Source organism: Streptomyces sp. NPDC059718, assembly GCF_042733315.1.
Taxonomy (GTDB): domain Bacteria; phylum Actinomycetota; class Actinomycetes; order Streptomycetales; family Streptomycetaceae; genus Actinacidiphila.
In genome coordinates this window covers 29742-43094 of record NZ_JBHWGA010000007.1, presented here as the reverse complement: position 1 = coordinate 43094, position 13353 = coordinate 29742, and the positions used below count along the sequence as shown (strand labels likewise).

Sequence of the window (13353 nt, the reverse complement as noted above, 5' to 3'; positions counted from 1 at the left end):
CGGGGAGCCCCGGGGTTTCGACGGGTTCCGGCACACCTCGAGGGTCCGGCGGAACCGGCACGTCAGCTTCCGCCAGGGTGGGTTGTTCAAGTGACTCCGAAATAACCGGGAGTTCACGCGCGGGGGGCGGGGGCCTCCCGAGGGGAGGAACGGTGCGGGAGGCGGGGGCCTCCCGGGGGGAGGGACCGTGTTGGGCGAACACGTCGAACCACTGGGGACCTGGGGGGTTCTGTGCGGCATGGGGGACTAGTCAGCCCGTTTCCGTCGGCACGCGAGCATCTGGGGAACGGCGCGGTCAGCCGGCCCGCAATCGAATGGGAGCAGCGGTACCGCCGTGCCGTGATCACCAGCGATACGGTGGCCACCGCCATCGTGGTGGCCGCGATCGGCGGCTTCTTCGGGGTCCGGGACGCGGCCAACTGGCATGAGAAGTGGGGGATGCTCGCCTTCGGCACCGAGCTGCTGGTGCTGGGGACGCTTGCGGTGAGCCGGTCGTGGGCTCCGGCCGTGCTCGGCCAGGGCGCCGAGGAATTCCGCCGGCTCGGACGCTCACTGTGCACGGCGGCCGTCGTGCTGGCGCTCGGCGGGGTCGCCGTCACCTCGCGCAACATCAAGCTCTGGATCTTCGTCGCGATCCCGGCGATCGCACTCGTCACCATGACCGAGCGGTACCTGCTGCGCCTGTGGCTGCACAAACAGCGGAAGGAAGGGCGGTGCCTGCGACCGGTGCTCGCTGCCGGGAGCCCGGCCACCGTGCGCGACCTGATCACCCGGATCCGCAAGTTCCCGCACCTCGGCTGGCAGGTGGAGGCGGTGTGCACGGCGGACACCCCCGGGCTCGACGGTGACCACGTGGACGGGGTGCCGGTCGTCGGCCGGCTGACCGACGTCGCGGGCCACGTCCGCCGCAACGGCTACCGTGTCGTCGCGGTCACACCGGACCCGCACTGGTCACCGGACCGGCTGCAGCGGCTTGCCTGGAACCTCGAGGGCAGCGATGCCGAGATGGTCGTGGCCCCCGTGCTGATGGAGGTGGCCGGCCCGCGGCTGCACGTCGACGCGGTGCTGGGGATACCGCTGCTGCGGCTCAGCATGCCGACCTTCACCGGTGGCCGCCGCGCGGTCAAGGAGGTCGTCGACCGGCTGGGCGCGGCGGTCCTGCTGATGCTGTTCGCGCCGCTGATGGTGTTCGTCGGGCTGCTCGTGCTGGCGGACAGTCCGGGTGGGGCGTTCTACCGCCAGCGCAGGGTCGGCAAGGACGGTCGCGAGTTCACCATCTTCAAGTTCCGCACCATGGTCTCCGGGGCCGACCGGGCACGTGCCGAGCTGGCCGACCGCAACGAGGGTGCCGGCCTGCTGTTCAAGCTCCGCCGGGATCCGCGGGTGACCCGGGTGGGAGCGGTGCTGCGCCGGTACTCGATCGACGAGCTCCCGCAGCTCTTCAACGTGCTCACCGGCTCGATGTCGCTCGTCGGTCCGCGGCCTCCGTTGCCGGAGGAGTCCGCCGAGTACGGCCCGGACATCCGGCGGCGGCTGCTGGTCAAGCCCGGGCTCACCGGCCTGTGGCAGATCAGCGGACGCAGCGACCTGCCGTGGGACGAGGCGGTCCGGCTGGACCTGCGGTACGTGGAGGACTGGTCGCTCGCCCTGGACACGGTGATCTTGTGGAAGACGCTGCGTGCGGTGCTCCACGGGCAGGGGGCCTACTGATGCGCGGAGGTCGTCGTCCGGCCGGCGCGAGGATCGCAGGCCGGGAGAGCCTGCCTGGGGGGAGGAACGGGTCATGAGAGTCAGCGTTTTCGGGCTCGGCTACGTGGGCTGCGTGTCGGCCGCGTGCCTGGCCAGCATGGGTCACCAGGTCATCGGGGTGGACGTGAACCCGGTGAAGGTCGACCTGGTCAACGACGGCAAGGCCCCGGTGGTCGAGGAGCGGATCGGCGAGCTCACCGCCGAGGTCGTGCGGACCGGAGCGTTGCGCGCCACCGGCGACGTCCGCGAGGCGATCATGGACAGCGAGGTGTCACTGATCTGCGTGGGCACACCGTCGGAGCCCAACGGCAGCCTGTGCACCACGTACTTGGAGCGGGTCACCGAGCAGATCGGCGCCGCGCTGGCCGAGCGGGGTGGGCGGCACACCGTCGTGTTCCGCAGCACCATGCTCCCGGGCACCTGCCTGAACCTGCTGGTGCCGATCCTGGAGAAGTACCTCGGCGGCACGGCCGGGGTGGACATCGGAGTCGCGGTCAACCCGGAGTTCCTGCGCGAGGGCACGAGCGTGCGGGACTTCTTCGACCCGCCCAAGACCGTCATCGGCGAGCTCGACCCGGCGAGCGGCGACGTGGTGGCGGCGCTGTACGACGGCCTGCCCGGCGAGGTGTTCCGGGTACCGGTCCCGACGGCCGAGGCGATCAAATACGCGGACAACGCGTTCCACGGCCTCAAGATCGGCTTCGCGAACGAACTGGGCGCGGTGTGCCAGGCGCTCGGGGTGGACTCGCACCAGGTGATGGACGTGTTCCTGGCCGACCGCAAGCTGAACATCAGCCCCGCCTACCTGCGGCCCGGCTTCGCCTTCGGCGGCTCCTGCCTGCCCAAGGACCTGCGCAGCCTGGTCCACGCCGCGCAGCGGGCCGACGTCTCGGTGCCCATCCTCGCCAACGTGCTGACCTCCAACTCCGAACATCTGCAGCGCGCGGTGGAGCTGGTCGAGCGCACCGGCAAGCGCCGGGTGGGCCTGTTCGGGTTGTCCTTCAAACCCGGCACCGACGACCTCCGCGAGAGCCCGCTCGTCGAGCTGGCGGAGAGGCTCTTCGGCAAGGGGTACGACCTGCGCATCCACGACGCCAACGTGAGCCTCTCCCGGCTGATGGGCGCGAACCGCGAGTACATCGAGACCCGGCTGCCGCACCTGGCGCAGCTGCTCGGGGACTCCGTCGGCGAGGTGCTCGAGCACGCCGAGGTGGTCCTGGTCGGGACCAGGGATCCTGCCGTGCTGTCGGCGCTGCCGCATGGCGACGGCCCGGTGATCGTCGACCTCATCCGCCTCCCCGACGCCGAGGCGCGCCGGGCCGAACCGGGGTACATAGGCCTTGCTTGGTGACACGACCAGGGGCGACCGGCCGGACCGGCGCGCGCTGATCCTGGTGGAGAACCTGTCGGTCCCGTTCGACCGGCGGGTGTGGCAGGAGTGCACGACGCTGCGCGACGCGGGCTGGGAGGTGCACGTCATCTGTCCCCGGGGGAGCAAGCGGGACACGGAGCCGGAGGCGGAGATCGACGGGGTGCGGATCCACCGCTACCCGTTGCGCGCGGCCACCGGAGGTCCGGCCGGCTACCTCAGCGAGTACGGATCGGCGTTGTGGCATACGTTCCGGCTGGCCCGCAAGGTCGGCCCGGTCGACGTGGTCCACGCCTGCAACCCGCCCGACCTGCTGTTCCTGCCGGCACTGTGGCTGAAGCGGCGCGGCGCGCGGTTCGTCTTCGACCAGCACGACCTGGTACCCGAGCTGTACCTGTCCCGGTTCGACCGCGGGAAGGACCTCCTCTACCGCGCCGTGTGCGCGCTGGAACGGCGGACCTACCGGGCCGCGGACGTCGTGCTCGCGACGAACGAGAGCTACCGGGACGTGGCGCTGCGCCGAGGCGGCAAGCGGCCGGAGGACGTCTTCGTGGTGCGCAGCGCGCCCGACGTCGACCGTTTCCACCCGGTACCGCCCGAGCCGGAGCTGAAGCGCGGCAAGCCTCATCTGCTGTGCTACCTCGGTGTCATGGGCCCGCAGGACGGCGTCGACTACGCCTTGCGGGCCCTGGCGAAGCTGCGCGACGAGCTCGGGCGGAGCGACTGGCACGCGGTGTTCGTCGGCGCCGGGGACGCCTTCGACGCGATGGTGGAGCTGTCCCGGCGGCTCGGGCTCTCGGACCAGGTGCAGTTCACCGGGCGCATTCCGGACGCCGACCTGGTGCGCTACCTGTCGACCGCGGACGTGTGCCTCTCCCCCGACCCGCGCAATCCGCTCAACGACGTGTCGACCATGAACAAGGTCCTGGAGTACATGGTGATGGGGCGGCCGATCGTCTCGTTCGACCTCCGGGAGGCACGCGTCTCCGCCGGTGACGCCGCCGTCTACGCGCCCGCCAACGACGAGGCCGAATTCGCGGGGCTCATCGCGCTGCTGCTGGACGATCCGGAGGAGCGGGCCCGGATGGGCAAGATCGGCCAGGAGCGGATCACCGGGCAGCTCTCCTGGCGCACCTCGCAGCGGTCGCTCCTCGCCGCCTACGCCGCTGCCTGTCGTGACCGGGCTCCGGCCTCGGCGGGCGACCCGGTTCCGACAGAGAAAAGGCCGCCCCGTTGAGCGATGACACGATGCGCCTGGCCATGATCGGGCGGATGATCCGTCGGCGCTGGCGGCTGCTCGCCGTCCTCGCCGTGGTGGGCGGGCTCGTCGGCTACGGCGCCTCCTTGCTGTTCCCACCGCGGTACACGACGTCGGCATCGGTACTGCTGCCGGGGGCGTGGGAGGAGCGCGAGCTGCTGACCCAGTCGGAGATCGCGACCAGTTCGGTGGTGCTCGACCGGTCGGCCGCCACGCTCGACTGGGCCGGGGTCGGCGGCGTCGAGCTGCGGGACCGGGTGAGCGCCAAGGCCACTGCCGGGAACATCATCAAGATCTCGGGTACGGCCGACACCCCGGAGCGCGCGCAGCGGCTCTCCGACGAGGTGGCCCAGCAGTACGTCACCTTCGCCGCACGGGTCGTGGGCGACAACACCGATCCCGAGGCGTCGGCGAAGCCCGAGGCGCTGCGGGAGCTGATGGAGCAGACCAGTCGCCGCATCACCGACCTGGCCAAGGCGGCCGATCCGGGTCGGACCGTGGAGAGCGTGCAGGCCCGCACCGAGCTCGAGAAACTGCGCACGACGCTGGAGCAGGCCATGGACAAGCTGGACCAGACCGATCCGGCGACCAACAAGGCCAACATGGTCGTCATGGGGGCGGCGGCCCGGCCGATCGGCGAGGCACCGCCGACCAGGACGCAGTTCATCGTCACCGGGGCGCTGCTGTTCCTCCTGTTCGCGGTCATCGGTCATCTCGCCGCCGCACGGATGAGTCGCCGGCTGCGCACCGAGCCGGAGATCGCCGCGGCGCTGGGCTCGGCGCTGCTGGGTACCGTCGACGTACCTGATGGACGGCGCGCGCACCGGCCGGAAGGCCGTGGCGCGCGGACCCGGATCCGCCGGCTGCTGGGTGTCGACACCCGGTGGGACGTGCCGGCCCTGCACGCGTCCGGTGACGAGGCCAGCAGGAAGATCCGCTACGGCCGGGTGTGCGCCCGCCTCCGGGACCAGCTGCCGGCCCCCCGGCGGCTGCTGGTGGTCGTCCCGGACGGCGACGGGACCGCCCGCCGGGCCGCCGAACAACTCGTCGCCGAGGCCGGGAGCGATCCGCTGCTGCGGGTGGTGGGGGTCTCGGCGTCCCGGCCGTTGGTGCCGGACCGCGACACCGAGTCCGGTGTCCTGGTCGTGCTCAGCGCGGGCAGCTGGACGGCAGGGGAGCTCGCCGGCATCGGCGAGGCATGTGCCGACGCCCGGCATACGGTCGTCGGCATCGTCGTCGCCGGCGGGGTCAGGGACCGTCGGACACGGTCTGCCGCCCCTCCTCCGGATGGCGCCACGCCGGCGCTCCCGGTTGGCGTCGACGCGATGGGAGGTTCGGTGTGACGACGAGCACGACTTCGCAGTCGTCGGCAGCCGCTCCGCTGCTGGACCTGCAGGCGCTGGTGGTGGCGGTACGCAGGCGCCGCCGCCTGTGGTGTTCCGTGGCGCTGCTGGGGTTGCTGGTCGGCGCGGGGGGCGCGGTCCTGCTGCCGCCGCAGCCGACCGCGGTGACCACGGTGCTGGTCGCCCATCAGGCGGACCAGCCGAACGACCCCGGAACGCTGATCCGCACCGACGCCGCGCTGCTGGAGACCACGCAGATCGCCGGTGAGGCCCTGCGGTCGCTGAAGTCCTCGGAAGACCCGGAACACTTCATGCGGGACTACCGGGGCATCGGTTTGACCAACAACCTGCTGCAGATCAACGTGACGGCTGACAGCGACGCGGAAGCCGTGGCCCGCGCCAAAGCACTGGCCGACGCCTTCGTCGCGGACCATGTGAAGCGGATACAGAAGGCCGCGAACGCCGAGGCCAAGACCCTGCTCGACCAGCGTGACCGCATGCGGGACGAACTCGCCCAGGTCAACAAGGCGATCGGGGAGGGGCCGCCGGAGAGCGACCCGAACGCGTCGGCGAACCTCGAGTCGCTCTTCGCCCGCCGGGCCGAACTCACCTCGCGGATCGCCGATTTCGACCAGCGCGCCGCGGAGGCGGGCGTCGGCACGCCCCAGCTCATCGCCGGCACGCAGATCGTGGACGCCCCGCGCGCGGTGCAGTACTCCCTGCCCAAGGCCGCTGCCACCAACGCCGCGATCGGACTCGGCCTCGGGCTCGCGCTCGGGCTCGCGCTGGCCGCGGTCGGCGCGGTGGTGGCGGACCGCCCCGTGCTGCGCCGGGAGATCGCGGCGAACCTGGGCGCCTCGGTCATCGCGGAACTGCGCCGCACGCCCCGCCGCCGGTCGGCCGGGCGGTGGCAGCGCCGACGGACCCGGGCGGCACGCGAACGGCTCACCGCGACCCTGGCCCGCACCGTACGCGGCTCCGCGGAGCCGGTGTCGCTGCTGGAACTGGGCTGCGCACGCGGCGCGAGCGTGATCGCCCTGGACCTCGCCGGCGCACTGGCGGCGGAGGAGCCCGTGGTGATCATCGACGGTCTGCCCGGCCGGCAGCTCGCCAACCGCCGCCGGAAGTCGGGAGACCCGGCCGTGGTCGGCGGCGAGCGTGCCGCGACCGTGTCGCACGAGGTGCGCCGGCTCGGCGTCGGCTCGGTCGCGCCCGGCACGGCGTGGACCGACCTCCAGTACCTCGGTACCCAGACGGTGCTCGTCGTGCGTGCCGGGCACGGCAGCGCCGCATGGCTGCACACCGTGGCGCGGCAGCTCGCGGACCTGCGCATTCCGGTCATCGGTGTGGTGCTGATCGACCCCGATCCGCGTGACCGGACCGACGGCACGCTGTGGGACGGGCTGCACACCGCGCTGCGCGGCCACAACGAGCGGCTGGCCCGGCAGAGCGGGACGGGCCGGCCGCGGCCGATGCAGCCGTCGTGGGCCGCACGGGTCCCGGACAGCGACCAGGAGGCGCGCTAGACATGTGTGGCATCGCAGGCACGTACCGATGGCCGGACGGGAAGGCCGTGGCCGACCGGCTCACCGACACCCTCGCCCACCGCGGTCCGGACGGGGCGGGCCGGTACAGCCATCCCGTCGGTGACGGCGAAGTGCACCTCGGGCACCGTCGGCTGGCCATCATCGACCTGTCCGAGACCGGCGCCCAGCCGATGGTCTCGGACGGCCTCGTCCTGACGTACAACGGCGAGCTGTACAACGCGCCCGAGCTGCGAGCCGAGCTCGCGGCCGCCGGGGTGCGCTTCCGCGGTACCTCCGACACCGAGGTCCTGCTGGAGGCCTGGCGGCGCTGGGGCACGGACTGCCTGCCCCGGCTGCGCGGCATGTTCGCGTTCGGGATCTTCGACGAGCGAACCGGTGAACTGGTGCTCGCCCGCGACCAGCTCGGCATCAAGCCCCTGTTCCTGCTCCGGCGCGGCGAGGGTCTGGTGTTCGCCTCCGAGCTCAAGGCGCTCGCCGCCGTGACCGACGGGTCGCTGCAGGTGGACCCCGCGGCGCTGGTGGCCTCGCTGCTGTACTACTGGGTGCCGGACTCGCGGTGCGCGTTCCGTGAAGCGGAGAAGCTGCCGCCGGGGACCTGGCTGCGGTGCCGGCCCGACGGCCGCGTGGAGCGCGGCCGGTTCTGGAACCTGAAGGACGTCGCCGCCGAGGGACGGGAGCGGGCCCTGAGCGGCGAGCAGCCGGACATCGCCGCCGTCGTCGAGGAGTCGACCCGGCGCCACCTGCTCTCCGACGTACCCGTGGCGACCTTCCTGTCCGGCGGACTGGACTCGAGCTACCTGACCGCGCTGGCCGCCCGCGACCGCCCCGGGATCTCCGCTTACACGATCGGGTTCCGCGCCGAGGACGCCAAGTTCGAGGCGATGCCGGACGACCTGCGCTACGCCCGGCAGGTGGCCGGGCGGTTCGGCGTCGACCTGCACGAGATCGAGATCGCTCCGAACGTGCTCGACCTGCTGCCGCAGATGACCCACCACCTGGACGAGCCGATCGGCGACCCCGCCGCGATCAACACGTTCCTGATCTGCTCGGCCGCCCGGGAGGCCGGGGTCAAGGTGATGCTCTCGGGGATGGGCGCCGACGAGCTGTTCGCCGGTTACCGCAAGCACCTGGCCAACATGATCGCGCTGCGCTACCAGCGCGTCCCGCGGCCCCTGCGGCGCGGCCTGTCCAGGGCCGTGGACCGGCTGCCGGTCGCAACGGCCCGCCGGGGGTACCGGTCGGTGCGCTTCGCGAAGCGGTTCCTGTCCTTCGCCGATCTGCCGGAGGAGACCGCGTTCCGGCGCAGCTACACCATGTACGACCAGGACGAGCTGCTCGCCCTGGTCGATCCGGACCTGGCCGGGTCGGTCGAGGACGTGCTGACCGAGCACGCGGACGTCTACCAGGACAACGACCTCGACGACTTCGTCAACCGCATGTGCCTGGGCGACGCCCGGATGTTCCTGCCGGGCCTGAACCTCACGTACACGGACCGGTCGAGCATGGCCGCGTCGACCGAGGTGCGGGTGCCGTACGTGGACGTCGAGGTGGTCAGGGCGGCGTTCGCCGTGCCCGGCGACCGCAAGATCGTCGGACGGCAGGGCAAGGCCGTCCTCAAGGAGGCGGCCACCTCGATCCTGCCCCGGGAGATCGTGTACCGGCCCAAGGGCCTGTTCAGCGCCCCGCTGCGCGCATGGATGAGCCGGGACCTGGCACCGCTGGTGCGCGAGGTGGTGAACGACGGCGTGCTCGTCAGTTCCGGGTTCCTGCGCCGCGACGCGCTGGCGCGCATGGTCGCCGAGGACGCCGCCGGACAGCGGGACTTCTCCAAGCATCTGTGGCACGTACTGACCCTCGAGTACTGGTACCGCGACGCGACCTCCGGGTCCGGCCAGAACGCCCGCTCGGCGGCATAGAAGACGGCGTAGAAACAAGGGGACTTCGGGTGAAGCAGGTTGTGCAGAACTACAAGAGCGGCGAGCTGGCGGTGCTCGACGTGCCGGAGCCGGGGTGCAAGCCGGGCGGTGTGCTGGTCAGGACCGCCTACTCGCTGATCTCCACCGGGACCGAGCTCATGAAGGTGTCCGAGGCGGGCATGTCGATGCTGGGCAAGGCCCGTTCGCGGCCGGACCAGGTCGCCAAGGTCATGCAGAGCGTGGCCACCAACGGGGTGCCCGCCACCTACCGCAAGGTGATGGGCAAGCTGGACTCCTACACCCCGCTGGGCTACTCGCTGTGCGGGGTGGTCGAGCAGGTCGGCAGCGGGATCGACGACGTGAAGGTCGGCGACCTCGTGGCCTGCGCCGGCAACGAGCACGCGCTGCACGCCGAACTGAACTGGGTTCCCAAGAACCTCTACGCCCCGGTGCCGGACGGCCTCGCGCCGCGGCACGCGGCCTTCGGCACCGTCGGGTCGATCGCGATGCAGGGCGTCCGCCAAGGCGAGCCGCAGCTCGGCGAGGTGGCGCTGGTCATCGGCCTCGGGCTGATCGGGCAGCTGGTGGTGCAGCTCCTGACCGCCTCGGGGGTCCGCGTCGTCGGGGTCGACCCCGATCCGGCGCGCTGCGAGCTCGCCGAGCGCCTGGGCGCCGCGGCCTGCGGCGATCCCTCGTCCGCGGCCGTGGAAGCCGCCGTCGCCGAACTCACCGGCGGTCACGGCGTGGACCAGGTGTACCTGGCCGCCGGCGGCGGCAGCAACCAGCCCGTCGAGCTGGCCGCGCGGCTGAGCCGGGACCGCGGCCGGGTCGTCGACATCGGCAAGTGCCGCCTGGACCTGCCGTGGAACGCGTACTACGAGAAGGAGCTCGACGTCCGGTTCTCCCGCTCCTACGGCCCCGGGCGCTACGACCCGTCGTACGAGCTCGAGGGGCGGGACTACCCGATCGGCTACGTGCGCTGGACCGAGCGCCGCAACCTGGCGTGCTTCCTCGATCTCCTCGCCCGCGGCGCCGTCGACGTGGAGCCCTTGGTCTCCCACGTCGCCGACTTCGATGACGCCGTCGAGACGTACCGGAGCCTGAAGGACGGCGACCTGAAGGCCGTGGCCGTGCTGTTCCGCTACCCCGAACACGCGCGAGAGGCGCAGGCCCCGGCGGTGGCCGTGCCCGCGGTGCGACGCGACGAAGGAGTCTCCGTCCCGGCCCGGTCCGCCAAGGCTCCGGTGCGGCTCGCGTTCGTCGGCGCGGGGAACTACGCGACGTCGATGCTGCTGCCGCACCTGGCACAGCGCGACGGCGTCGAGCTGTCCACGGTCGTCACCACGACGGCGCTGTCCGCGGCCAACGCGCAGCGGAAGTTCGGCTTCGCGCAGGCGACCACGGATCTCGACGCCGTGCTCGGCGACACGTCCATCGACGCGGTGTTCGTCGTCACCCGGCACAGCTCGCACGCCGAACTGACCCGAAGGGCGCTGCTGGCCGGCAAGACGGTGTTCGTGGAGAAGCCGTTGGCACTCACCGGGGACGAGCTGGCGGACGTGCTCGCGGCGGTCGAGGAATCCGGCAACGACCGGCTGCAGGTGGGCTTCAACCGCCGGTTCGCGCCGCTGCTGCAGGAGGCCAAGAAGCGGTTCGGCGGCCGGACCGGTCCGGCGAGCCTGCGCTACCTGGTCAACGCGGGCCGGCTGCAGCACGGGAGCTGGTACCTCCAGCAGGGCACCGAGGGCTCGCGCTTCGCCGGCGAGGGCGGCCACTTCATCGACACGGCGAGCTGGCTGCTCGACGCCGACCCGGTGTCGGTGTACGCGGTCGCCACGTCCGGCAACGAGGACCTGCAGGTCGTGCTGCACTACCCGGACGGGTCGACCGCCACCATCAGCTACGTCACCACCGGCGCGCCCAGCTTCCCCAAGGAGACGCTGGACCTCGTCGCGGACGGCAGGGTGCTGCGGCTCGACGACTTCGTCCGTGCCTCGGTCTACGGCCGCAAGCGGTGGGTCAGTTCGCGGCTGCCCAAGGCCCGGGACAAGGGCCAGTCCGCCGAGCTGGCCGCGTTCGTCAAGGCAGTGCGGACCGGCGGACCGATGCCGGTGCCGCTGGAGTCGCTGGTCGCCACCACGGCGGCCACCCTCGCCGTGCAGGCCGGCCTGGCCGGCGGCGCGCCGGTGACGTTGGCGAGGGCGCGATGACCATGACCGCGGGCTGGTACCTGCGGCGGCTGTCCCGGATGGGACCGCGCGAGGTCGGCGGCCGGATGGGCGACGCGGTGCGCAGGCGGCGGTGGCGGTCGGCGCTGCCCGACGGCCCGGGCGTGACCGGCGCCCGGTTCACCGCGGTCCTGCCCGCCGGGACGATCGCCGCGGTGCCACCGGACGCGGCGAAGCGCCTCATCGCCCAGGCGGACCGGCTGATGGACGGGCACGCCGAGTTCTTCGGTGTGGAGCGCGACGACCTCGCCGACCCGGACTGGTGGTACGACCCGAAGACCGGGCGCCGGGCCCCGTCGGGTTACGCCTTCGACGTGCCGTACCGGAGCGAGGACGCGGTCGGGGACATCAAGCAGATCTGGGAGCCGTCCCGGCACCAGTACCTGACCGTGCTCGCCGTCGCCTACGCGATCACCGGCAACGACCGGTACGCCGAGCGGGTGGCCGAGCACCTGCGGTCGTGGTGGGCGGCCAACCCGCCGCTGCGCTCGGTGCACTGGATCAGCGGCATCGAGCTGGGCATCCGGCTGCTGTCCTGGGTGTGGATCCGCCGGCTGCTCGACGGCTGGCCGGGCGCGGCCGGGCTGTTCGAGGACAACCCGGTGGCGCTCCGGCAGATCTGGCACCACCAGCGCTGGCTGGCCGCCTTCCCCAGCCGGGGGTCCTCCGCGAACAACCACGTCGTCGCCGAGGCCGCCGGGCAGTTCGCCGCGGCCTGCGCGTTCGGGTGGTTCCCCTCCTCGGCGCGCTGGCGGGCAGGCGCGGTGCGGTCGCTGGAACGGCACCTGAGGAGCAACACCTTCGAGTCCGGCCTCAACCGCGAGCTGGCCACCGAGTACCACGGACTCGTGCTGGAACTCGGCCTGGCCGCGGTGGCCGAGGCGGACGCCGCCGGCGTGCCGGTCCCCGCGTCCATCCGGCTGGTGCTGCTGCGGATGACCGACGCGCTCGCGGCCGTCGTGGACAGCCGGCTGCGGCCGCCGCGTCAGGGGGACGCGGACGACGGGCACGGTCTGGTCGTGGACGGCGCGGGCACCGACCGCTGGGCCTCGCTGCTGGCGACCGGGGAGGCCGTGTTCGGCCGGCTCGCCTGGTGGCCCGCGGTGACCGGTACCGACGTACGCACCCCGCTGCTGGCCGCGCTCATCCGACCCGGCGCACCGGCCGTGACCCGCCCGGCAAGCCGGCCGGACCACCTCGCCGACGCGGGGCTCACCATCCTGCGCGGTCCGGGGGAGATCTGGTGCCGCTGCGACGGCGGTCCGCACGGCTTCCTGTCCATCGCCGCGCACGCCCACGCGGACGCGCTGTCCGTCGAGGTCCGGCACGACGGGGTCGACGTGCTCGCCGACCCCGGGACGTTCTGCTACCACGGGCAACCCGAGTGGCGGCGGTACTTCCGCTCGACCCTCGGCCACAACACCCTGCAGCTGGACGGCGGCGACCAGTCCGTCTCCGGCGGCCCGTTCCTGTGGACCCGGCATGCCCGCAGCCGCGTCCTGGTCGCGGACACGTCCGGCGCCTCGGAAGGGGGGACGGTGCGCTGGTGCGCGGAGCACGACGGCTACCAGCGCTCCGTGCACCGCCGCCGGGTGGAGCTGACCGCCGCGAGCCGGGAGCTGCGGGTGGTCGACGAGGTGCGCGGCCCGCGGCGGACCGCCGTGCAGCTGGCGTTCCACCTCGGCCCGGCGATCGCCGCGGACCTGGTGGAGAACCGGGCGGTGCTCACCTGGACCCGGGACGGCGAGGGCCGCTCCGCGGTGCTCGACCTGCCCGGGCAGCTGCGCTGGCGGGCGCACCGCGGCGAGAGCGACCCGCCGCTGGGCTGGTACTCCGCCGGCTTCGGGCGCAAGGAACCCGCCACGACGCTGGTCGGCACCGGCTCCGCCGACGGCGCTGCGCTCTCGGGGGAGTTCACCACCGTACTCAGGTTCCGCGGCTAG

At 72.6% G+C, this 13353-nt stretch carries 8 protein-coding genes; all 8 read left to right on the top strand.

Annotation, left to right across the window (positions count from 1 at the left end):
* Nucleotides 1-231: 231 nt before the first annotated feature.
* Nucleotides 232-1710: a sugar transferase gene (locus tag ACFV3E_RS10520; protein WP_500534300.1), complete on the top strand. Its 1479-nt coding sequence runs from the start codon at nucleotides 232-234 to the stop codon at nucleotides 1708-1710.
* A 73-nt stretch (nucleotides 1711-1783) separates the two neighbouring features.
* A complete protein-coding gene (locus tag ACFV3E_RS10515) occupies nucleotides 1784-3100 on the top strand; it encodes a nucleotide sugar dehydrogenase (protein ID WP_500534299.1) in 1317 nt (438 codons plus the stop codon).
* Nucleotides 3090-4355, top strand: coding sequence for a glycosyltransferase family 4 protein (locus ACFV3E_RS10510; protein WP_500534298.1), 1266 nt, complete (start codon nucleotides 3090-3092; stop codon nucleotides 4353-4355). The genes ACFV3E_RS10515 and ACFV3E_RS10510 overlap by 11 nt, the downstream gene beginning before the upstream one ends.
* Nucleotides 4352-5719, top strand: a complete 1368-nt coding sequence (locus ACFV3E_RS10505) for a YveK family protein (RefSeq protein ID WP_500534297.1) — start codon at nucleotides 4352-4354, stop codon at nucleotides 5717-5719. Before ACFV3E_RS10510 ends, ACFV3E_RS10505 begins: the two co-directional genes overlap by 4 nt.
* Nucleotides 5716-7245, top strand: a complete 1530-nt coding sequence (locus ACFV3E_RS10500; RefSeq protein WP_500534296.1) for a Wzz/FepE/Etk N-terminal domain-containing protein — start codon at nucleotides 5716-5718, stop codon at nucleotides 7243-7245. Before ACFV3E_RS10505 ends, ACFV3E_RS10500 begins: the two co-directional genes overlap by 4 nt.
* Before the next feature lie 2 nt (nucleotides 7246-7247).
* Nucleotides 7248-9182 carry an asparagine synthase (glutamine-hydrolyzing) gene (asnB, locus tag ACFV3E_RS10495; protein ID WP_500534295.1) on the top strand — a complete coding sequence of 645 codons (1935 nt, stop codon included), beginning with the start codon at nucleotides 7248-7250 and terminating at the stop codon, nucleotides 9180-9182.
* Nucleotides 9183-9211: 29 nt separating this feature from the next.
* Nucleotides 9212-11392: a bi-domain-containing oxidoreductase gene (locus ACFV3E_RS10490; RefSeq protein WP_500534294.1), complete on the top strand. Its 2181-nt coding sequence runs from the start codon at nucleotides 9212-9214 to the stop codon at nucleotides 11390-11392.
* A complete protein-coding gene (locus ACFV3E_RS10485; protein ID WP_500534293.1) occupies nucleotides 11389-13353 on the top strand; it encodes an alginate lyase family protein in 1965 nt (654 codons plus the stop codon). The genes ACFV3E_RS10490 and ACFV3E_RS10485 overlap by 4 nt, the downstream gene beginning before the upstream one ends.

Bases quoted from the DNA above. Each gene is read 5' to 3' on its own strand.
- ACFV3E_RS10515 (WP_500534299.1), top strand. From the start codon at position 1,784: ATGAGAGTCAGCGTTTTCGGGCTCGGCTACGTGGGCTGCGTGTCGGCC.
- asnB (WP_500534295.1), top strand. From the start codon at position 7,248: ATGTGTGGCATCGCAGGCACGTACCGATGGCCGGACGGGAAGGCCGTG.
- ACFV3E_RS10485 (WP_500534293.1), top strand. From the start codon at position 11,389: ATGACCATGACCGCGGGCTGGTACCTGCGGCGGCTGTCCCGGATGGGA.